We start from the raw sequence: 20794 nt of genomic DNA, 5'->3' as shown, positions 1-20794 counted from the left end.
CAACCGTGAAGGTCAAGCCGAGCGTCAAGAGGATCTGCAACAAGTGCCGGGTGATCCGCCGGCACGGCCGGGTCATGGTCATCTGCACCGACCCGCGCCACAAGCAACGCCAGGGCTGATTTCGTCACGACCGACCGGCAGTTGACGGTCGGTCGAGGGCGTGCTCCCGGGCCGCAGATCCAGCCAGCACATCACACATGCTCGTCCCAGCCGCGAGCGGTGCGCAGCGCGTACTCAATCGTGGTTGACCCCCGGTCGGAGGCCGGGGCCCGCTTGGGCAGCGACCGAACCCGGTCGCCGGCGCATCACGCGCCGGAGGAGACAGGTCGGTCGGTAGCGGGGTGGGACGGGTCCACACCTCCGCGAGACAACACAAGGAGTACGCCCACAGATGGCACGTCTAGTCGGCGTTGACCTCCCCCGCGAGAAGCGGCTGGAGATCGCGCTCACCTACATCTTCGGCGTGGGTCGCACCCGCGCCCTGGAGACGCTCGCTGCCACCGGCATCTCGCCGGACAAGCGTGCCCGGGACCTCACGGACGAGGAGCTGGTCCAGCTCCGTGACCACATCGAGGCCAACTACAAGGTTGAAGGCGACCTGCGCCGCGAGGTCGCCGCTGACATCCGCCGCAAGGTCGAGATCGGCTGCTACGAGGGCATCCGGCACCGCCGGGGTCTGCCCGTCCGTGGTCAGCGGACCCGTACCAACGCCCGCACCCGCAAGGGCCCGAAGCGGACGGTCGCCGGCAAGAAGAAGCCCGGCAAGAAGTAATTCTCTTTCACCGGAGTGCGGGTCCGGGTCTGCCCAGGTAGGCCAGGCCGCAACCCGTGCCGGGAAGTCAACTAGGAGCGCACAGACTTATGCCACCGAAGGCTCGTGCCGGGGCCGCTGTAAAGAAGGTCCGGCGCAAGGAACGCAAGAACGTCGCCCACGGGCAGGCGCATATCAAGAGCACCTTCAACAACACCATCGTGTCCATCACGGACCCGACCGGTGCCGTCATCTCCTGGGCCTCCGCGGGCCAGGTCGGCTTCAAGGGTTCGCGCAAGTCGACCCCGTTCGCCGCCCAGCTGGCCGCCGAGGCCGCTGCGCGTCGGGCCATGGAGCACGGCATGCGCAAGGTCGACGTGTTCGTCAAGGGCCCCGGCTCCGGCCGGGAGACCGCCATCCGTTCGCTGCAGGCGGTGGGCCTGGAGGTCGGTCAGATCTCCGACGTCACCCCGCAGCCGCACAACGGATGCCGTCCGCCGAAGCGTCGTCGGGTCTGAGAGGTTAGAGAGAGATGGCTCGTTACACCGGTGCTGACTGCCGCCGTTGCCGGCGGGAGAAGATGAAGCTGTTCCTCAAGGGCAGCAAGTGCGATGGCCCGAAGTGCCCGTTCGAGTCCCGGCCGTTCCCGCCCGGGCAGCACGGCCGCGGCCGCACCAAGGAGACGGAGTACCTGCTCCAGCTCCGTGAGAAGCAGAAGGCTCGCCGGGTCTACGGCGTGCTGGAGAAGCAGTTCCGCGGTTACTACGAGGAGGCCGTGGCCAAGCAGGCCAAGACCGGTGAGGTCCTCCTGCAGATCCTCGAGTCGCGGCTGGACAACGTGGTCTACCGGGCTGGCTACGCCAAGTCCCGGGACATGGCCCGTCAGCTCGTCAAGCACGGTCACTTCACGGTGAACGGCAAGAAGGTCGACATCCCGTCGTACCGCGTCAGTGCACACGACATCATCGAGGTTCGGGCGAAGAGCAAGGAGCTCACCCCGTTCATCGTGGCTCAGGCCGAGGCCGGTTCGAAGACCGTGCCGGCGTGGCTGGAGGCCATCCCGAGCCAGATGAAGGTTCTCGTGCACTCGCTCCCGGCCCGCCAGGTGATCGACACCCAGGTCCAGGAGCAGCTGATCGTCGAGCTCTACTCCAAGTAAGGGCTCGTTGCGGTGGTCCGCCCGGCGACGGGCGGACCACCGGAACAGTTTGTGTCGTGGGCGTCATATGGCGGGCGCCCCGGAAGAGAAGAGAAGACATGCTCATCAGCCAGCGACCGACCCTCTCCGAGGAGTCGATCAACGAGACCCGGTCCCGGTTCACCATCGAGCCGCTGGAGCCGGGCTTCGGCTACACCCTGGGCAACTCGCTGCGGCGTACGCTGCTGTCGTCCATCCCAGGTGCGGCGGTCACCTCGATCAAGATCGACGGTGTGCTGCACGAGTTCACCACGATCCCCGGGGTCAAGGAGGACGTGGTCGAGCTCGTCATGAACATCAAGGAGCTCTGCGTCAGCTCCGAGCACGACGAGCCGGTCAGCATGTACCTGCGCAAGCAGGGCCCGGGCGACGTGACCGCCGGTGACATCCAGCCCCCGGCCGGTGTCTCGGTGCACAACCCGGACCTGAAGCTCGCCACCCTCAACGGCAAGGGCCGGCTCGACATGGAGCTGACCGTCGAGCGGGGTCGTGGCTACGTCACGGCGGCGCAGAACAAGCAGGCGGGCGCGGAGATCGGCCGGATCCCGGTCGACTCGATCTACTCGCCGGTGCTCAAGGTGACGTACCGCGTCGAGGCGACCCGTGTCGAGCAGCGGACCGACTTCGACCGGCTGATCATCGACGTCGAGACCAAGCCGTCGATGGGCCCGCGTACCGCGCTGGCCTCGGCCGGTTCGACGCTGGTGGAGCTGTTCGGGCTGGCCCGGGAGCTGGACGAGACGGCGGAGGGCATCGACATCGGCCCGTCGCCGCAGGACGCGCAGCTGGCGGCGGACCTGGCCCTGCCGATCGAGGAGCTGGACCTGACCGTCCGCTCCTACAACTGCCTCAAGCGCGAGGGCATCAACTCCGTTGGTGAGCTGATCGGGCGTACCGAGGCCGACCTTCTCGACATCCGCAACTTCGGCCAGAAGTCGATCGACGAGGTCAAGATGAAGCTCGCCGGGATGGGTCTGGGGCTGAAGGACTCGGCTCCGAACTTCGACCCGGCGCACGTCGTGGACGCCTTCGGCGAGGCGGACTACGACACCGACGACTACCGCGAGACCGAGCAGCTCTAGTCCGCGCTGCCGCCACACCTGAGGAGCACCAAGCATGCCCACGCCCACCAAGGGCCCCCGCCTCGGCGGCAGCCCCGCGCACGAGCGGCTGATGCTGGCCAACCTGGCCACCGCGCTGTTCCAGCACGGCAAGATCCAGACCACCGAGACGAAGGCCCGACGGCTCCGTCCGCTGGCCGAGCAGCTCATCACCAAGGCCAAGCGCGGCGACCTCGCCTCGCGCCGCCGGGTGCTGGGCGTCGTCAAGGACAAGGACGTGGTCTACGCCCTGTTCGACCAGATCGCGCCGCGGTACACCAACCGCAACGGTGGCTACACCCGGATCGTGAAGACCGGTCCGCGCAAGGGTGACGCCGCTCCGATGGCGATCATCGAGCTGGTCGAGGAGCTGCAGGTCACCGAGCCGACGGCGAACCGCAAGACCGCCGCCCGCAAGGCCGCCCAGCAGGACAAGGTCGAGGCGCTCGCCCCGGCCGAGGAGGCCCCGGCCGCGCGTTCGGCCGACCAGGACTCCGAGGCGCCGGTGTCGGCGTCCGGTGACACCGCCGCCGCCCGCGAGGACAGCGATCTGGCCACCGAAGAAGGCAAGGCCTGATCCAGGCCGTCGTCGGGCCCGGCATCCCCACGGGGTGCCGGGCCCGAGTCGTCTTGAGGGAGGTACGACGTGGACGAGCGGGTCCGGCTACGGCTGGATGTCGCGTACGACGGCACGGACTTCTCCGGCTGGGCCGCCCAGCCGGATCGGCGTACGGTCGCCGGGGTCCTGGTGCAGACGCTGGATCTGGTACTCGGCGCCGGCACCGCGACCGGGTTGACGGTGGCTGGCCGTACCGACGCCGGGGTGCACGCCTCCGGGCAGGTCTGCCACCTCGACCTGCCCGTCGAGGTGTGGCGCGAGCACGAAGGTCGGCTGCTGCGCCGGCTGGCCCGGCTGCTGCCGGGTGACGTGCGGGTCCGGGCGATGACCGAGGTGCCGGCCACCTTCGACGCCCGCTTCTCCGCCACCTTCAGGCGGTACGAGTACCGGGTCACCGACGCGCCGTGGGGTGCGGAGCCGCTGCGTCGACACGAGGTGCTGGCCTGGCCGCGCCCGCTGGACACCGATCGGCTCGCCGCCGCCTCCGCCGGGCTGGTGGGGGAGCACGACTTCGCGGCGTACTGCCGGCGCAAGGAGAACGCCACCACGTTGCGGGAGGTGACCCGGCTGGACTGGCGGCGTGACCCGGACGGGATCCTGGTCGCCACCGTGCAGGCCGACGCCTTCTGCCAGGCGATGGTGCGCAGCCTGGTCGGCGCGATGCTTGTCGCCGGGGACGGCCGCCGACCGGTGGAGTGGCCGGCCGGCCTGCTGACGCGGCGGGAACGGTCCAGCGAGGTGACCGTGGCGCCCGCGCACGGGTTGACCCTGGTGGCGGTGGGCTACCCGGACGATCCGGCCGAGTATGCGCGCCGTGCCGAGGCGACCCGACGGTTGCGGGTGCCGGCCGACGCCTGAGGCTCAGTCCTCGTCGGACCCGTCCTGACGCCCGGTGCTGTCGGTGGGCTCGGGCGAGGGCTGGTTGGCGACACCGCCGTTGGCCCGCCGCTCCAGCACGTCGCGGTTGAGGTGCAGTTCGAGCATGTCGAAGAGGATCTCGCGGACGACCGTGTCGCCGGAGCGGATGGTCGCGCCGTCGGCGCGGGAGACCACCGCGTACGCGACGTAGTGGCCGCGTACCTGCCAGCCGACGCGGGCGGGGGCGCTGGCGATGGCGTCGGTGCCGTCGCCGGCGGGCATGCCGCGGAAGCGGCCCTCCCGCTCGTCGAGCACCTGGCGGATCCGGTCGCGGGCCCGTTCGGCGCTGGACCGGTCGGTCAGGTTGAACAGGCCGGTGGTGACCAGGTGTTCCTGGTCGGGGGCGCGCAGGGTGGCCCGGACGACCTGGTTGCAGCCGAGCCGGACGAGCAGGTCCGCGACCTCGCCGGTGGCCGCCACCGGGCAGCTCGCGCTCGACTGGGTGCGCAGCACCTCGTATCCGTTCTGGCTGTCGCCGATCGCCAGGGTGCTGCTGGGGAAGACTTCCCGGGCGGTCAGCGGTGCCTGGTCGGTGTCGCGGGAGTCGAGGTCGCTCGCCTGGGTCGGATCCGTGCCCGGGGTGTTGTCCGGTGTGGTGTTCGGGGCCGCCTGCTGGTTGATCAGCTGCCGGCCGTCGAGCAGCGCGGCGCCGGCCAGGCCGCAGAGGGCGAGCAGCACCAGCGCGGCGGCGCCACCGATCAGCACCTGCCAGGTGCGGCCACCGCCGCGACGTGGCGGTGGCGCGGTGGTGGACTCCTGCGACGGGGGTACGGCGGCGGGCAGGTCGTACTGCGCGGTCGCAGCGGCCTCGTAGTGCGGCACCGCGTCCTGTACCGGTGGCGAGGCTGCCGTCGACGTCCCCGTCGAGGGCAGCACCAGCTGGTTGGGCCGGGGCAACGACGGCGCGGGGAAGCGCGACGGCGACGGGCCGGCGGGCACCGCACCGGCTGCGGGCGGTGGCTGCCCCTCGGAGTCGTCGTCCCGGTACGGGACGACGGCGTCCTCATCGGAGTCGTACCGATATACCATGCCGTCCAGAGTAGGGACTTTTATCCCTTTAGTAGGTTTTTCTGGGAAAAACGAACGGCGGGTCGTGTCGCCGGCAGGGGGACTCCGTCCCGTCGGGCGGGTCGAGGCCGGTGCGAGAATGACCGGCGTGACCGGGGACCATTACTTCACCATCGCACCGAGCGCATCCGCCCAGCCGCGCGAGGTGCAGTTCACCGCCGCCGGCCGCGACTTCACCCTGGCCTCGGCGTCCGGGGTGTTCTCGGCGACCCGCCTCGATCCGGGTACCGCCGTGCTGCTGCGCAAGGCCGACCTGCCACCGGCCACGACCGAGGGCGCCCTGCTCGACCTCGGCTGCGGCTTCGGTCCGATCAGCTGTGTGCTCGCGACCGTCGCGCCGACGGCGACGGTGTGGGCGGTGGACGTCAACGAGCGGGCCCGGGAACTCACCGCCGCCAACGCCGATCGCCTCGGTCTCGCCGACCGGCTGCGGGTGGCCCCACCCGAGGACGTGCCCGCCGACCTGACCTTCGCCCAGATATGGTCCAACCCGCCCATCCGGCCCGGCAAGGACGAGCTGCACGCGCTGCTGCTGCGCTGGCTGCCCCGGTTGACCCCGGACGGGGTGGCCTGGCTGGTGGTGGGTCGCCACCTCGGCGGTGACTCGCTGCACCGCTGGCTGGTCGAGCAGGGCTGGCAGGTGCAGCGGCACGCCAGCCAGAAGGGCTTCCGGGTGCTTCGCGTCACGCGCTGAGCCGCCGACGCCGGTAATCGGTTGGCTCCTCCGCCGGGCTCCGGGAGGATGCCCGCGTGGGATACGTGGACGTGGCAGCGGTCGGATACGTCCTGCCGGACGGGCGGGAACTCTTCGCCGACGTGTCGTTCCGGGTCGGTGAGGGTGCCAAGGTGGCACTGGTCGGGCCGAACGGTGCCGGCAAGACGACGTTGCTGCGGATGGTCGCCGGTGACCTGCCGGTGCGTACCGGCACCGTCGCGCGTACCGGTGGGCTGGGCGTGATGCGCCAGTTCATCGGCATGATCGGGGACGAGTCGACCCTTGCCGACCTGGCGTTGTCGCTCGCCCCGCCATCGCTGCGCGAGGCCGGTCGCCGACTCGCCGAGACCGAGGCGGCCATGCGCGCGGCCGAGCTGCGCGGCAAGTACAGCAGCGCCGCCGGCAAGGCCCAACTGGCGTACGCGGACGCGCTGGCCGCCTGGGGCGAGTCCGGCGGGTACGACGCCGAGGTCCTCTTCGACACCGTCGCCACCATTGTGCTGGACCTGCCCTGGGACACCGCCCGGCAGCGACCCGTGCGTACCCTCTCCGGCGGTCAGCAGAAGCGCTTCGCGCTGGAGTTGCTGCTGCGCGGCACCGACGAGGTGCTGCTGCTCGACGAGCCGGACAACTTCCTCGACGTACCCGGCAAACGGTGGCTGGAGGCGCGGCTGCGCGAATCCGGCAAGTCGGTCCTCTACGTCTCGCACGACCGGGAGCTGCTGGCACACACCGCCGACCGGGTGGTCGCCGTGGAGGGCGGCAGCGCCTGGGTGCATCCGGGTGGCTTCGCGAGCTGGCACACCGCGCGGGTGGCCCGGCACGCCCGCCTCGACGAGCTGCGCAAGCGGTGGGACGAGGAGCACCAGAAGCTGCGCGAGCAGATGCTGATGTACAAGCAGAAGGCCGCGTACAACTCCGACATGGCCTCGCGCTACCAGTCGGCGCAGACCAGGCTGCGTAAGTTCGAGGAGGCCGGGCCGCCGCCCGTACCGCCGAAGGACCAGGACATCCGGATGCGCCTGACCGGCGGACGGACCGGCAAACGCGCGTTGATCTGCGAGCAGTTGGAGCTCGATGGCCTGACCTACCCGTTCGACCTGGAGGTCTGGTACGGCGACCGGGTCGCGGTGCTCGGTGCCAACGGCACCGGCAAGTCGCACTTCCTGCGGCTGCTGGCGCGCGGCGGCACGGACCCCGATCCGGCCAACCCGCCGGTCGACGGCGCGGCGGCGCTCGCACCGGTGGCGCACGGCGGTGTCGCGCGGCTCGGCGCCCGGGTCCGTCCCGGGCACTTCTCGCAGACCCACGATCGACCCGAGCTGACGGCGAAGACCCTGGTCGAGATCCTCTGGCGGGGTGACGAGCACCGGGACGGCATGGACCGGCACGCGGCGATGGCGGCGCTGAGCCGGTACGAACTCGCCGGTCAGGGCGACCAGCGCTTCGGCACCCTCTCCGGCGGGCAGCAGGCCCGTTTCCTGGTGCTGCTGCTGGAGCTGTCCGGGGCGACCCTGCTGCTGCTCGACGAGCCGACGGACAACCTCGACCTGGCCTCCGCCGAGGCGCTGGAGGCCGGCCTGGCCGCCTTCGCCGGCACGGTGCTCGCGGTGACCCACGACCGCTGGTTCACCCGCACCTTCGACCGCTTCCTGCTGTTCCGAGGCGACGGCGAGGTGGTCGAGACCGACGAACCGGTGTGGGACGTCGGTTGACGGTGGCCGCCCGGGTCACCGTCCGGTGAGGCCGCCCCGCCGCCGACCGTGCGGCATATGGTGATCTCGTGAGTGAGATGACCTATCGCCGGTTGGGCGACTCCGGGCTCGTGGTGTCCGCTGTGGGGATCGGCTGCAACAACTTCGGCCGCAAACTCGACCTCGACGGCACTCGCGCGGTGGTCGACGCGGCCCTCGACGTCGGAATCAACTTCTTCGACACCGCCGACATCTACGGCGAGCCGCACGGCGCGTCGGAGGCGCAACTCGGCGCCGCCCTCAAGGGACGCCGCGACGACGTGGTGCTGGCGAGCAAGTTCGGCATGTCGATGAGCGGCGCCAACGGGCGCGACTTCGGCGTACGCGGCTCACGGCGGTACGTGATGCGGGCGGTGGAGGCGTCGCTGCGCCGACTGGACACCGACCACATCGACCTGTACCAGTTCCACGAGCCCGACCCGGGCACCCCGATCGACGAGACCCTCGCCGCCCTGGACGACCTGGTCCGCGACGGCAAGGTGCGCTACCTGGGCAACTCCAACTTCGCCGGCTGGCAGATCGCCGACGCCGACTGGACGGCCAGGACCCGGGGGTTGACCCGCTTCATCAGCGCCCAGAACAACTACAGCCTGCTCAACCGGGACGCCGAGATCGAGGTGCTGCCCGCCTGCGAACGCTTCGGGCTCGGCGTGCTGCCGTTCTTCCCGCTGGCCAATGGGCTGCTCACCGGCAAGTACAAGCGGGGCGAGGCACCGCCGGCCGGTAGCCGGCTGGCCGGTGGCGGCCGGTACGCCCAGCGGCTCGCCGCCGCCGACTGGGACACCATCGAGGCCATCGAGGCGTACGCGGCCGAGCGCGGCGTACCCATGCTGCATGTGGCCATCGGCGGGCTGGCCGCCCAACCGGCGGTGGCGTCGGTCATCGCCGGAGCGACCACGCCCGAGCAGGTACGCGCCAACGCGGCGGCCGGGTCCTGGCAGCCTACCGACGCCGACCTCAAGGCGCTGCGCGAGGTGCTCGACCGCCGTTAACGGCCTGCGGAACGACATGGGATGCGGCACGACCTAGCCTGCGGAACGACCCGGGATGTGGAACGGCCCGGCGCGCGTGGTGCGTGCCGGGCCGTTCCGGTTGACGCTGGTTACGGTCGGCGGCGACGCCGGCCGAGCAGCGGTGCGGTCAACGCCACCACGATGAGCGTGGCGACACCGAGCCCGACCGCCCACCACCAGCCGGGTGCCGCGCCGTCGCCGACACGGTCGGCCCGCGCCGGGTCGGCGTCCCGGTTCTCGGAGACGGGCACCACCGGCGGCGGCTGCGCCACCCGTGCCTGCACCGTCGCCGATTTCGTGCCGGAGTAGGGCGCGGCCGGCTTCACCCGCACCTTCCACTCGCCGGGGGAGAGGATCGGGCCGGTGGTGTAGAAGCCCTGTCCCTCGGGGGCCGGTTCCAGCTGCACCGGGCCGACCGTGCGGCCCTCCGAGCCGGTGGCGGTGAGCACCAACCGAACCACCTTGTCCAGGTAGTGACCATCGGCGTAGGTGGCCTGGATGGTCACCCCGTCGGCACCGTCACCGGCCACCGTCAGCTTGAGCTTGTTGTTGTGCGCCGCCGCCGGGTTCGCGGCGAGGACCACCAGGAACAGTGCGGCGATCATGGCGGTGGCCACCGTCCGGATCCGGGTCACGGTGCCTCCTCACGTCGTTGAGCGGGGCCCCGCCCGGACGATGCCGGGCGGGGCCCACCGATCACAGGCGACGGCCGGGTGCGAGCCGGGTGGGGTCACCACCGAGGCGTCCAGCGCCCTTGACGGACTTGCCGTCGTTGGCCTTGACGCCCGCCGTGCTGGCCGTGCCGCCGAGCCGGACGATCATCGCGTCGGCGTCCCGGATCAGCACCTCCCGGATCTCCGCCTCGGCGACCAGCTTGGCGTCGGCGGCAAGGTCACGGAACTTGATCAGCTCCTTGATGGCCTTGTCGTCCTTGCCCTTGGCCTCCTCCTTGCGGACCTTCTCGAGCTGCTTCGACAACTGGTCGTACGCCTTGTTGGACAGGCGTCCGGTCGCCTTGAACCGGTCCAGCAGGTTCTGCATGTCCCGGAACGAGGTGGTGACGAAGAACCGGACCGACGCGGTGGTGGCGTTACCCGCCTTGTCGGTCGCGGTCACGGTCAGCTCGTGCAGACCCAACGGCAGCTCGTACATCGCCTGCAGCGTGCCGCTGGCGTACGGCCGGCCGTTGAGGGTGCCGACCACGGTGGCGATGCCGGAGGTCGGGTCGACCGCCTGCCAGGACACGCGTACGTCCTGGCTGTCACCGTAGAGCTGACCGTCGGCGATGCCGGAGACCAGCAGGGTCGGCTTGGTGCCGTCGATGCGCACCACCGCGGACTTCAACGTCTCGGCGTTGCCGACCTTGTCGGTGGCCCGGTACAGCAGCTCGTGGCTGCCGTCGCCGCTGATCTCCACCGGCTCGGTGTACGGCGTCCAGGCGCCACCGTCGAGCGACCACTCCAGCAGCTGCACCCCGGAACCGGCGTCGGTCGAGGTGAGCACCACCGGGATGGTGCCGTTGTGCCAGCCCTCGTCGTTCGCCGGAGCGAACGACGCGGTGCTGACCGGCGCGGTGGTGTCGATCCGGACGGTGACCGTCTTCGTCTCCTCCACGTTGCCGGCCTCGTCGACGGAGCGGAACCGCAGCTCGTGCTCGCCGTCCCCGGTCACCTGCACCGGGCCGGTGTACGCGGTCCACTCGGTGGCCTCACCGAGCTGGTACTCGGTGCGGGCCACCCCGCTGCCGCCCTCTTCATCGGTGGCGGAGAGCGTGACGGTCACCGGACCGGTGTGCCAGCCCTCGACCGGCGTACCGGACACCTCGGCGGTGGTCACCGGAGCCACGGTGTCGCTCGGCACCTCCTCCGCGGAGAACCGGAAGTAGTCGAACGACGCCACCTTCGAGGCGGTCTGGTTGCCGCTGAGGGTGAACACACCCACCTTCGGGGTCGCCCCCACGGCCGCGTTGACCAGTTCGGTCAACGCCGTCCAGGTGGTGCCGTCCGCCGAGTACGACGCGGTGAAGGTGTCACCGGCGCGGGACACCCGCAGGTACCACTCGGACGAGGTCAGGTTCTCCGCACCCGGCTGCGGGTTCTGGATCACCCCGTCGATCTCGCTGCGGAACTCGATCCGCCGCGTCACCGGCTGACCGGCCTGGTTGTCCACGACGAAGTCGAACTTGAGGTAGTTGTCGTCGTCGCCGTACACGATCAGACCCGCCTGCTGGTACTGCTCGTCCAGCAGACTGCCGTCGATCCTGGTCTCCATCGTCCAGTCGCCGGTCGGGGCGTTCTGCAGGATGAAGTTCGTCGGATCGGTGTTGTTGGTGCCGTAGATGTCACCGTTGGGCACGTCGACGTACAGCTTCCCGCCGCTGACCCGGTAGGCGCTCGGGTCCTCCCGCAGGATCGCGTTCCACCGGCACTTGTCCAGCGAGATGCCGTCGAACTCGTCGGACGGGTCGACCGGCCCGGCCGGCTCATCCGGCGTCACCTGGAACCAGTCGAACACGGCATCCACGACCGGGGCGTCGGTGCCGCCGTTGAGGGCGAACAGACCGATCTGTGGGTTCTCGATGCCGGCCAGCGCAGCGGACCGCCCGACCGGGCTGTAGGTCTCCCCGTCGGCCGACATCTCCGCGGTCAGGTCGGTGCCGTCGCTGCTGATCCGCAGGTAGACGGTGTCACCGTCCGGTGCGGCGACGTTGTCGGCACTGTCGTTGCGCGGCGTCCCGGCAGTCTCCCGGAGGAACTCCACCCGGCGGCTGCCGTTGTAGAGCAGGTCCAGCTTGGCGTAGTTGTCGTCGTCGCCGTAGACGATCAGACCGGCCTGCTGGTAGGTGGCCGTCACCGGGACAGTGACCTTCGTGGTCGCCTGCCAGGCACCCGACGGTGCCGGCTGGAGCACCAGGTTGGTGGCGTCGTTGCGCTCGCCGTACAGGTCGCCGACCCCGGTGGGCAGCCGCAGCGCGCCGTCGGAGACGGACAGCAGCTGGTTCTCCCGCACCACGTTGGTCCACCGGTCGCGGTTGAGCGTGTCACCGGTGAAGTCGTCCGAACGCGCCCCGAGGCAGGAGGTGTTCGGCGATTCGATCCGGACCGGCACGGTGGCGTACGACCGGGCACCCCGGCTGTCGGTCACCGTCAGGGTGGCGGTGAAGTTGCCGGGCGCGGCGTAGGTGTGCTCGGCGTTGAGCGTGTCGGCCGTACCACCGTCACCGAAGTCCCACTCGTACGTCAGCGGGGTGTCGCCCTCGGGGTCGGTGGCCGTACCGCTGAACGCGACGGTGAGCGGCGCGGTGCCGCTGGTCGGCGTGGCGTTGGCGGTGACGACCGGCGGGGCGTTGTCGGTGACACCCTTGCCGAGGAAGTCGATCCAGTTGACGTTGAACAGGCTCGCCGTGCCGCCGGCCGGGTCGCGGGCGACGAAGAACAGCTTGCCGTTCGAGTCGGCGTCGGCGGGCACCTCGGCCGTGACGTCGGTGTACGCCTGCCAGTCCCCGGTCCCCGGTACGACGACCGAGGTGACCAGCGGACCGTCCGGCGCACCGGCACGGACCTCCAGCCGACCGCCGGAGGTGGCCGAGGCCACCCGGAAGCGGATCGACTCGATGCCGGTCAGGCTCGCCGGCTCGACGGACCACCAGTCGCCATCCTCGATGAAGCCGATGTTGTCACCACCGCCGGCGGTGTCCCCGGTGGCCTCCTTGCCCACACCTGGGTCGCCGCCGCCGGTGCTACCCGCCAGCCGGCCGGTGTTGGAGTAGTACTCGGCCTGCTTGCGCTTGGGCTGGAGGATCTCCAGGGCCCGGCCGGTCAGCGGGCTGGCCCCACCGGCGCCACCCTTGTCGGTGTAGGTCGCCTCCAGCACGGTGAAGACGTTCGCCTCGGCGCCGTGTCCGGCGGCGAGCTGGGTCTGCACCACGCCCTCGCAGCCGGTGTGCTGCTCCAGCGGGTGGGCGTGCTCGTCGTGACCGAGCAGGACCTGGAGTTCCACATCGGCGCAGTCGATCTCGCCGTCCTCCGGGTCGGTCACCTTGATGGTGTACTTGACCTGGTCACCCCAGTCGAAGAAGCCGCCGTCCGGCGGGAACTCGATGGTGACCGTCGGTACGGTGTTGCCGACCGTGACCGGCACGTTCGCCACCGCGGTGCGCCCCTTGGGGTTGGTCACGGTGAGCTGGGCGTTGTAGTTGCCCGCCGAGGCGTACGTGTGGGTGGGGTTGGCCTCGTCGGAGCTGTTGCCGTCACCGAACGTCCAGGCGTAGGTCAGCGCGCCACCGTCCGGGTCACGCGAGCCGGCGCTGGAGAAGCTGACGGTCAGCGGTGCCGGCCCGGAGGTCGGGTCGGCGTTGGCCACCGCGACCGGGGCCCGGTCACCGGCGATGTAGTCGATCCGGTAGACCCCGGAGTTGTCGTTGTTGCCGCCGAAGCCGCTGCCCCACTCGATCATGTAGAGCGCGCCGTCGGGGCCGAACTCGAAGTCCATCGGACGGATGAAGCTCATCCCGTCCAGCAGACGGTTGATGTCCACCAGGGACTTGCCGTCCGCGGTGAGCTGCATGGTGTACATCCGCGACTGGTTCCACTCACCGAGCAGCGCCTTGCCGTCGAAGTACGCCGGCCACTTGCGGTCGGAGTTCAGGTCGGCGTCGTACCGGTAGACCGGGCCGCCCATCGGCGCGCCGCCGCCACCGATCTCGGGGAACAGCGGGTTGGCGGCGTAGCCGTAGTCGACGGTGGCCGAGACGGCCGGCGGCAGGTTGGTCAGGCCGGTGTTGTTGGGCGAGTCGTTGACCAGGTTCGCGCAGTCGAACTTGGCACCGCTCGGCCCGGACGGGAACTGGTAGTCGTTGTACGCCTTGTTCGCCCCGTGGCAGTACGGCCAGCCGAAGTTGCCCGGCTGGTCGATGATGTTCCACTCGACCAGACCCTCCGGCCCCCGGTTCGGGTTGGCGGAGTTGGCGTCCGGCCCGTAGTCGGCCACGTAGAGCACGTTCGTGGCGAGGTCGATGCCGATCCGGAACGGGTTACGGAAGCCCATCGCGTAGATCTCGGGACGGGTCTTCTCGGTGCCCGGCGGGAAGAGGTTGCCCGCCGGGATGCTGTACGTCCCGTCGTCCTCCGGGTGGATCCGGATCACCTTGCCGCGCAGGTCGTTGGTGTTGCCGGAGCTGCGCTGCGCGTCGTAGTCGGCGCGGCCGGGCCGCTCGTCGATCGGCGTGTACGCGTCGGAGGAGAACGGGTTGGTGTTGTCCCCGGTGGCCAGGTACAGGTTGCCGTCGGAGTCGAAGACCATCGTCCCGCCCGCGTGGCAGCAGGTGTTGCGCTGCGTGTCGACCCGCAGGACCTGCTTCTCGCTGGCCGGGTCGATCGAGTCGCCGGTGACGGTGAACCGGGACAGCAGGTTGCGCGCGATCCCGTCGTTCGGGGCGTAGTAGAGATACACCCAGTTGTTGGTGGCGAAGTTCGGGTCGAGTCGGATGCCGATCAGGCCGTCCTCGTTGCCGGTGAAGACGTCGAGGTCGATGGCGGTGACGGTGTTACCGGTGTCCGGCTTGATGATCTGGACCCGGCCGTCCCGCTCGATGTAGAAGACCCGGCCGTCGGGCGCGATGTCCAGCTCCATCGGGTTGCTGGTGTTGCTGTCCAGCGTGACCTTCTCGAAGCTCGACGTCAGCGAGGCGCGGCAGTCGGCGCTGCTGACCCCGGCCGCGGTCCGGATGCCGCCGAGCAGATGCTGGAGGAACTCCGGCTCGGCGTACGACTCGCGGGTGTGGCCGCCGCCGGTGTACCAGGTCCGGCCGCCGTCGTAGTCCCGGCACCAGGCGATCGGGTGGTCGTGACCCATCGCGCCCGCGCCGGGGGAGTAGCTGCGCTCGTCGAGCGTGGCCAGCACGTGCACCTTGCCGCGCGGGTTGGTCCGGAAGTTGTACCACTCGTCGTAGCGGGACCAGCGCTCCGGCAGGTGGGCGGTGGACTCGTGGGCCGGGTCCTCCACCTTGACGGTGGCCGTCTGGTTGGCCGGGTGGTTGGCGAAGTACGCGCCGACCAGCTCGCCGTACCAGGGCCAGTTGTACTCGGTGTCGGAGGCGGCGTGGATGCCGGCGTAGCCACCGCCGGCCTGGATGTAGCGCTCGAACGCCTCCTGCTGCTCGGCGTTGAGCACGTCGCCGGTGGTGGAGAGCCAGATCACCGCCTCGTAGCGGGCCAGGTTCTCATCGGTGAACGCGGCACCGTCCTCGGTGGTGTCGACGGTGAACCCGTTGGTGGCACCGAGCTGCTGGATCGCGGCGATGCCGGTCGGGATCGAGTCGTGCCGGAAGCCTGCGGTCTTGGAGAAGACCAGGACCGAGAAGTCCTCGGCTGCGGCGTTCGCGGCGGGCGCGGCCTGCTCGACGGGTGCGCTCTGCGCGACGGCCTTGGTGCTCGGCGCGGCCTGTGCGGCGGGAACGCCGACAAGTCCGGTCGCGGCGAGGCCGAGGGTGAGAAGTGTGGCGGTGATGGGTACGCGGGCACGGGGTGGTCGGGACACTCCGGTCTCCTCTGTCCTTGCTGGACGGGGTCGCGGGGGCCGGTTCGCCGAAGACCGTCCCAGGTGGAGCCGGACCGGACACCTCGCCGGCGGTGTCCGTTCCAGCATTATGTCGATTCGCTGAACAAATTAGCCCCGCTGAAACGGTTTATGGCAACACTTCGATGGATAACGTTTCGGTAACTGCGCGTGACATTCCTGGTCAGGTCGCTTCAAACGCCGTATCTCCGACACAGAGCGGCCGGCCCGTACCTCCGGGTGGAGGTACGGGCCGGCCCCCAGCCGTCGGCTACCCGGGCGTGAGCCGGAAGTAGTCGAACGCCGCCGTCTTCGAGGCGGTCTGGTTGGCGCCGAGGGTGAACAGGCCCACCTTCGGGGTCGTGCCGACCGCGGTGCTCGTCAACGAGCCCAGGGTCGTCCAACTCGTGCCATCCGCCGAGTACGCGGCGGTGTAGGTGCTGCCGCTGCGAGCCAGCCGCAGATGCCAGATCCCCTGCGTCAGGCCGGTCGCCTGCGGTTGGGTGCTCTGTACCACCCCGCCGACCTCGCTGCGGAACTCGATCCGCCGCGAAACCGCCTGACCTGCCGTGTTGTCCGTGACGTAGTCGAACTTCAGGTAGTTGTCGTCGTCGGCGTACACCAGCAGACCTGCCTGCTGGTACTGCTCGTTGAACAGGCTGCCGTCGACCCGGGTCTGGACCGTCCAGTTCCCGGCCGGACTGTTCTGCAGGATGAAGTTGGTCGGACCGGTGTTGCTGGTGCCGTAGATGTCACCGTTCGGCACGTCGATGCGCAACGCGCCGTCGGTGATCCGGTACCGGGTCGCGTCCTCCCGCACGATGGCGTTCCACCGGCACTTTTCCAGGGTGCTGCCGGTGAACTCGTCCGACGGCGCGGTGCTCGTGCCGGTGGTGGCCTCCGGGGTGATCCGGAACCAGTCGAACTCGGCGTTCACCACCGGCGCGGTGGTGCCGCCGTTGAGGGCGAACAGGCCGATCCGCGGGTTGGTGATCCCGGCCAGGGCGGCGGACCGGCCGACCGGGGTGAAGGTCTGCCCGTCGGTCGAGTAGGCCGCGGTCAGGTTCGTCCCGTCGCTGGTCAGTCGCAGCTGGATGGTGTCACCGGTGGGAGCGGCGGTGGCGTCCGCGCTGTCGTTGCGCGGCGTCCCGGAGGTTTCCCGGATGAACTCCACCTTGCGGTTGCCGCCGTAGACCAGGTCCAGCTTGGCGTAGTTGTCGTCGTTGCCGTAGAGGATCAGGCCGGCCTGCTGGTAGTCGGCCCGGGTCGCGACGGTGACCCGGGTGGTCGCCTGCCAGGCCCCGCTGGGTGCGGGCTGGAGCACCAGGTTCGTCGCGTCGTTGCGGGTGCCGTACAGGTCACCTGCGGCGGTGGGCAGGCGCAGCGCACCCCCGGAGACCGAGAGCGACTGGTTGTCCCGCACCACACCGCTCCACCGCTGACGATCCAGCGAGGTGCCGGTGAACTCGTCGGACCGTAGTGGCCCCTGCTGCACCTGGCAGGGCTCGTTACCCCCGGTCCCGTCGACCCGGATCGGCACCGTGGCCTGCGCCCGCGCGCCCCGGCTGTCGGTGACCGTCAGGGTGGCGGTGTAGTTGCCCGGCGTGGTGTACGTGGCGGTGGCGTTGAGCGTGGTCGCCGTTGCACCGTTGCCGAAGTCCCAGGCGTACGTCAGCGGGGTGTCCCCGTCCGGGTCGGTCGCCGTACCGGTGAAGGTCACGGCCAGGGGCGCGGTCCCGCTGGTCGGGGTGCCCGTGGCGGTGACCGTCGGTGGGGCGTTGCCGCTCACCCCGGGGCCGACGAAGTCCATCCAGTTGACGTTGAACAGGGTTCCGGTGCCCCGGTTGGGGTCCCGGGCGACGAAGTACACGCCGCCCTCCGAGGAGGCGCCGTTGGGAATCTGTGCGGTGACGTCGGTGTACGTCTGCCAACCTTCGGTGCCCGCCACGGTGGCGGTGGTGATCAGTGGCCCGTCCGCGGCACCGGCGCGTACCTCGATCCGGCCGCCGGAGGTGGCCGAGGCGACCCGGAACTGGATCGACGTGACGCCGGTCAGGCTGGCCGGGCTCACCGACCACCAGTCGCCGTCCTCGATCCAACCGATGTTCTGCCCGCCGCCGGCGGTGTCACCGGTGGTCTCCTTCTCCACCCCGGCGGTGCCGCCGCCGGTGGCACCCGCCACCCGGCCGGTGGCCGAGAAGTACTCGGCCTCCTTGCGCTTGGGCTGGAGGATCTTCAGCGCCCGGCCGGTCTGCGGCTCGGCCCCGTCGGAGCCGCCCTTGTCGGTGTAGGTCGCCTCCAGCACGGTGAAGACGTTGGCGTCCGCGCCGTGGCCGTCGGCGAGCTGGGTCTGCACCGTGCCGGTGCAGCCGGTGTGCCGCTCCAGCGGGTGGGCGTGCTCGTCGTGACCGAGCAGGACCTGGAGTTCGACGTCGGCACAGTCGATCGTGCCGTCCTCCGGGTCGGTGACGCTGATGGTGTACGCGACCTGGTCACCCCAGGCGAAGAAGCCGCCGTCCGGCGGGAACTCGATGGTGACCGTCGGTGCCGTGTTGCCGACGGTGATCGGCACGTTCGCCACCGCGGTCCGCCCCGCCGGGTTGGTGACCCGAAGCTGCGCGGTGTAACTGCCGGACCGGGTGTACGTGTGGGTCGGGTTGGCCTGGGTGGAGGTGCCACCGTCGCCGAACGTCCAGGCGTAGGTCAGTGCCCCGCCGTCCGGGTCACGGGAACCGGCGCTGGAGAAGCTCACCGCCAGCGGGGGCGCCCCCGAGGTCGGGTTCGCCGAGGCGACCGCGATCGGGGCGCGGGCACCGGCGGTGTAGTCGATCCGGTAGACCCCGGAGTTGTCGTTGTTGCCGCCGAAGCCGCTGCCCCACTCGATCAGGTACAACGCGCCGTCGGGGCCGAACTCCATGTCCATCGGCCGGACGAAGGTCATCTGGTCGAGGATCCGGTTGATGTCGACAAGCGTCTTGCCGTCCTTGCTGACCTGCATGGTGTACATCCGCGACTGGTTCCACTCGCCGAAGATCGACTTGCCGTCGAAGTACGCCGGCCACTGGCGGCGGGACGAGACGGTCGGGTCGAACCGGTAGACGGGACCGGCCATGGGCGCTCCGCCGCCGCCGATCTCCGGGAAGCGGCTGTTGCCGCCGTAGCCGTAGTCGACAGTGGCCGGGATGGCCGCCGGCAGGTTGGTCAGACCGGTGTTGTTGGGGGAGTTGTTCACCGGCGCGGAACAGTTGAACTTCGCCCCGCTCGGGCCGGACGGGAACTGGTAGTCGTTGTACGCCTGGTTGTTGCCATGGCAGTACGGCCAGCCGAAGTTGCCGGGCCGGTCGACGATGTTCCACTCGACCAGGCCCTCCGGGCCCCGGTTGGAGTTGGTGGTGGTGGCGTCCGGGCCGTAGTCGGCGACGTAGAGCACGTTGGTCACCGGGTCGATGCCGATCCGGAACGGGTTGCGCAGACCCATCGCGTAGATCTCCGGCCTGGTCTGCGCGGTGCCCGGGGCGAACAGGTTCCCGCTCGGGATGGTGTACGTCCCGTCGGCCTGCGGCCGGATCCGGAGCACCTTGCCGCGCAGGTCGTTGGTGTTACCGGCGGTGCGCTGCGCGTCGTAGTCCGCTCGCCCGGAACGCTCGTCCAACGGGCTGTAGCCACTGGACTCGAAAGGGTTGGTGTTGTCCCCGGTGGCCAGGTAGAGGTTGCCGGCCGAGTCGAAGGTCATCGTCCCGCCCATGTGGCAGCAGGTGTTGCGCTGCGTGGGCACCTCCAGCACGACCCGTTCGCTCGACGCGCTGATCGTGTCACCGGTGACGGTGAACCGGGACAGGTAGTTGCGGGACCCGCCCGCGCTCGGGGCGTAGTAGAGCCAGACCCATCCGTTGCTGGCGAAGTTGGGGTCGAGTCGGATGCCGAGCAGGCCGTCCTCGTTGCCGGCGAAGACGCTCAACCGCAGTGCGGTGACGGTCTGGCCGGTGTCCGGCTTGATGATCTGCACGCGGCCGTCGCGCTCGATGTAGAAGACCCGCCCGTCGGGCGCGATGTCCAGCTCCATCGGGTTGCTGGTGTTGCTGTCCAGCGTCACCTTCTCGAAGCTGGCGGCCCGGCCGGCGCCGCAGTCGGAGTGCACCACCCCGGCCGCGGTCTGGATGCCGCCGAGCAGGTGTTGCAGGAAGGCCGCGTCGGAGAAGGACTCCTGGGTGTGCCCACCGCCGGTGTACCAGGACCGGCCACCGTCGTAGCCCTGGCACCAGGCGATCGGGTGGTCGTGCCCCATCGCCCCGCTGCCGGGGCTGTAGCTGCGCTCGTCGAGCGAGGCCAGCACCTGCACCTGACGGGCACGGGGGTTGGTGCGGAAGTTGTACCACTCGTCGTACCGGGACCACCGCTCCGGCAGGTGCCGGGTCGACTCGTGCGCGTAGTCCTCGACCTTCACGGTCGCCGTCTGGTTCGCCGGGTGGCTGTTGAAGTACGCGCCGACCAGCTGGCCGTACCAGGCCCAGTCGTACTCGGTGTCGGAGGCGGCGTGCACGCCGACGTATCCACCACCGGCGCGGATGTAGCGCTCGAAGGCCGACTGCTGGCTGGCGTTGAGCACGTCTCCGGTGGTCGACAACCAGATGACCGCCTTGAACCGGGCCAGGTTGGTGTCGGTGAAGGCACCGCCGTCCTCTGTGGTGACGACTGTGAAATTGTTCGCGGTACCGAGTTGTTGGATCGCCCGGATGCCCGCCGGGATCGAGTCGTGGCGGAACCCGGCGGTCTTGGAGAACACCAGGACGGAGTACGGGTCAGCGGCGGCAGCGGCAGCGGTACGGCCCGCGGCCTGGGCGGCTGCGGGGCCGGTGATCGGAGCCGGCGCACCGGCCAGCACGAGTACGAGGGCGAGTAGCGCGACGGTCAGTGGGCCGAGCGTTGCTCGTCGACGGCGGCTTCGGGGCACGAAAGTCTCCTCTTTCCGTGTGGGACGGGTCGGAGCGGGCGGCGGTGACTACTCCGGTTCGGTCCGAGCGCTCGTACCTGACGGTGAGGGTCTGGCTGCCGAGGAACTGAGCCGATCACTCAATTTGTGTTCGTCGATCGGTGTCGGGCAAG

At 70.1% G+C, this 20794-nt stretch carries 14 protein-coding genes; 10 read left to right on the top strand and 4 right to left on the bottom strand.

The window, feature by feature from the left end; all coding sequences use genetic code 11:
- Positions 1 to 5: 5 nt before the first annotated feature.
- The 7 genes from rpmJ (at position 6) to truA (ending at position 4526) form a co-directional block, all read left to right on the top strand.
- A complete protein-coding gene (gene rpmJ / locus JMF97_RS16665; protein WP_012184307.1) occupies positions 6 to 119 on the top strand; it encodes a 50S ribosomal protein L36 in 114 nt (37 codons plus the stop codon).
- A gap of 272 nt (positions 120 to 391) precedes the next feature.
- On the top strand, positions 392 to 772 hold the full coding sequence (gene rpsM / locus JMF97_RS16660) for a 30S ribosomal protein S13 (RefSeq protein ID WP_013735933.1): 381 nt from the start codon (positions 392 to 394) through the stop codon (positions 770 to 772).
- An 89-nt stretch (positions 773 to 861) separates the two neighbouring features.
- Positions 862 to 1269 carry a 30S ribosomal protein S11 gene (gene rpsK / locus JMF97_RS16655; RefSeq protein WP_007073011.1) on the top strand — a complete coding sequence of 136 codons (408 nt, stop codon included), beginning with the start codon at positions 862 to 864 and terminating at the stop codon, positions 1267 to 1269.
- Between the two features lie 14 nt (positions 1270 to 1283).
- The gene (gene rpsD / locus JMF97_RS16650; protein WP_013735932.1) at positions 1284 to 1910 is read left to right on the top strand and encodes a 30S ribosomal protein S4; all 627 of its coding nucleotides are present in this window, start codon (positions 1284 to 1286) and stop codon (positions 1908 to 1910) included.
- A 98-nt stretch (positions 1911 to 2008) separates the two neighbouring features.
- Positions 2009 to 3031, top strand: a complete 1023-nt coding sequence (locus JMF97_RS16645; RefSeq protein WP_013735931.1) for a DNA-directed RNA polymerase subunit alpha — start codon at positions 2009 to 2011, stop codon at positions 3029 to 3031.
- 34 nt (positions 3032 to 3065) lie between these two features.
- Complete coding sequence (rplQ, locus tag JMF97_RS16640; protein ID WP_013735930.1) at positions 3066 to 3626, top strand: 50S ribosomal protein L17; 561 nt, start codon at positions 3066 to 3068, stop codon at positions 3624 to 3626.
- Positions 3627 to 3695: 69 nt separating this feature from the next.
- A complete protein-coding gene (truA, locus tag JMF97_RS16635; protein WP_013735929.1) occupies positions 3696 to 4526 on the top strand; it encodes a tRNA pseudouridine(38-40) synthase TruA in 831 nt (276 codons plus the stop codon).
- Positions 4527 to 4529: 3 nt separating this feature from the next.
- On the opposite strand, the gene JMF97_RS16630 is transcribed toward truA, so the two are convergent.
- Positions 4530 to 5615: a hypothetical protein gene (locus JMF97_RS16630; RefSeq protein ID WP_203222377.1), complete on the bottom strand. Its 1086-nt coding sequence runs from the start codon at positions 5613 to 5615 to the stop codon at positions 4530 to 4532.
- Positions 5616 to 5742: 127 nt separating this feature from the next.
- Here JMF97_RS16630 and JMF97_RS16625 point away from each other — a divergent pair, with 127 nt between their 5' ends.
- The 3 genes from JMF97_RS16625 to JMF97_RS16615 all read left to right on the top strand — a co-directional run bounded on the left by JMF97_RS16625 (position 5743) and on the right by JMF97_RS16615 (position 9115).
- The gene (locus tag JMF97_RS16625; RefSeq protein ID WP_203222376.1) at positions 5743 to 6348 is read left to right on the top strand and encodes a class I SAM-dependent methyltransferase; all 606 of its coding nucleotides are present in this window, start codon (positions 5743 to 5745) and stop codon (positions 6346 to 6348) included.
- 56 nt (positions 6349 to 6404) lie between these two features.
- On the top strand, positions 6405 to 8084 hold the full coding sequence (locus JMF97_RS16620) for an ABC-F family ATP-binding cassette domain-containing protein (protein ID WP_203222375.1): 1680 nt from the start codon (positions 6405 to 6407) through the stop codon (positions 8082 to 8084).
- Between the two features lie 77 nt (positions 8085 to 8161).
- Complete coding sequence (locus tag JMF97_RS16615; protein ID WP_203222458.1) at positions 8162 to 9115, top strand: aldo/keto reductase; 954 nt, start codon at positions 8162 to 8164, stop codon at positions 9113 to 9115.
- A gap of 110 nt (positions 9116 to 9225) precedes the next feature.
- Here JMF97_RS16615 and JMF97_RS16610 read toward each other — a convergent pair whose 3' ends face one another.
- The 3 genes from JMF97_RS16610 to JMF97_RS16600 all read right to left on the bottom strand — a co-directional run bounded on the left by JMF97_RS16610 (position 9226) and on the right by JMF97_RS16600 (position 20642).
- Complete coding sequence (locus JMF97_RS16610; protein ID WP_203222374.1) at positions 9226 to 9771, bottom strand: hypothetical protein; 546 nt, start codon at positions 9769 to 9771, stop codon at positions 9226 to 9228.
- Between the two features lie 61 nt (positions 9772 to 9832).
- A complete protein-coding gene (locus tag JMF97_RS16605) occupies positions 9833 to 15673 on the bottom strand; it encodes a ThuA domain-containing protein (RefSeq protein WP_203222373.1) in 5841 nt (1946 codons plus the stop codon).
- Positions 15674 to 15962: 289 nt separating this feature from the next.
- Positions 15963 to 20642: a ThuA domain-containing protein gene (locus JMF97_RS16600; RefSeq protein WP_203222372.1), complete on the bottom strand. Its 4680-nt coding sequence runs from the start codon at positions 20640 to 20642 to the stop codon at positions 15963 to 15965.
- Positions 20643 to 20794: the final 152 nt, after the last annotated feature.

The sequence above is a fragment of the Micromonospora fiedleri genome (assembly GCF_016774385.1).
Taxonomy (GTDB): Bacteria; Actinomycetota; Actinomycetes; order Mycobacteriales; family Micromonosporaceae; genus Micromonospora; species Micromonospora gifhornensis.
This window is presented reverse-complemented; position numbering and strand designations above follow the sequence as displayed.

Bases quoted from the DNA above. Each gene is read 5' to 3' on its own strand.
- rpsM (WP_013735933.1), top strand. From the start codon at position 392: ATGGCACGTCTAGTCGGCGTTGACCTCCCCCGCGAGAAGCGGCTGGAG.
- rpsK (WP_007073011.1), top strand. From the start codon at position 862: ATGCCACCGAAGGCTCGTGCCGGGGCCGCTGTAAAGAAGGTCCGGCGC.
- rpsD (WP_013735932.1), top strand. From the start codon at position 1,284: ATGGCTCGTTACACCGGTGCTGACTGCCGCCGTTGCCGGCGGGAGAAG.
- JMF97_RS16645 (WP_013735931.1), top strand. From the start codon at position 2,009: ATGCTCATCAGCCAGCGACCGACCCTCTCCGAGGAGTCGATCAACGAG.
- rplQ (WP_013735930.1), top strand. From the start codon at position 3,066: ATGCCCACGCCCACCAAGGGCCCCCGCCTCGGCGGCAGCCCCGCGCAC.
- JMF97_RS16630 (WP_203222377.1), bottom strand. From the start codon at position 5,615: ATGGTATATCGGTACGACTCCGATGAGGACGCCGTCGTCCCGTACCGG.
- JMF97_RS16615 (WP_203222458.1), top strand. From the start codon at position 8,162: ATGACCTATCGCCGGTTGGGCGACTCCGGGCTCGTGGTGTCCGCTGTG.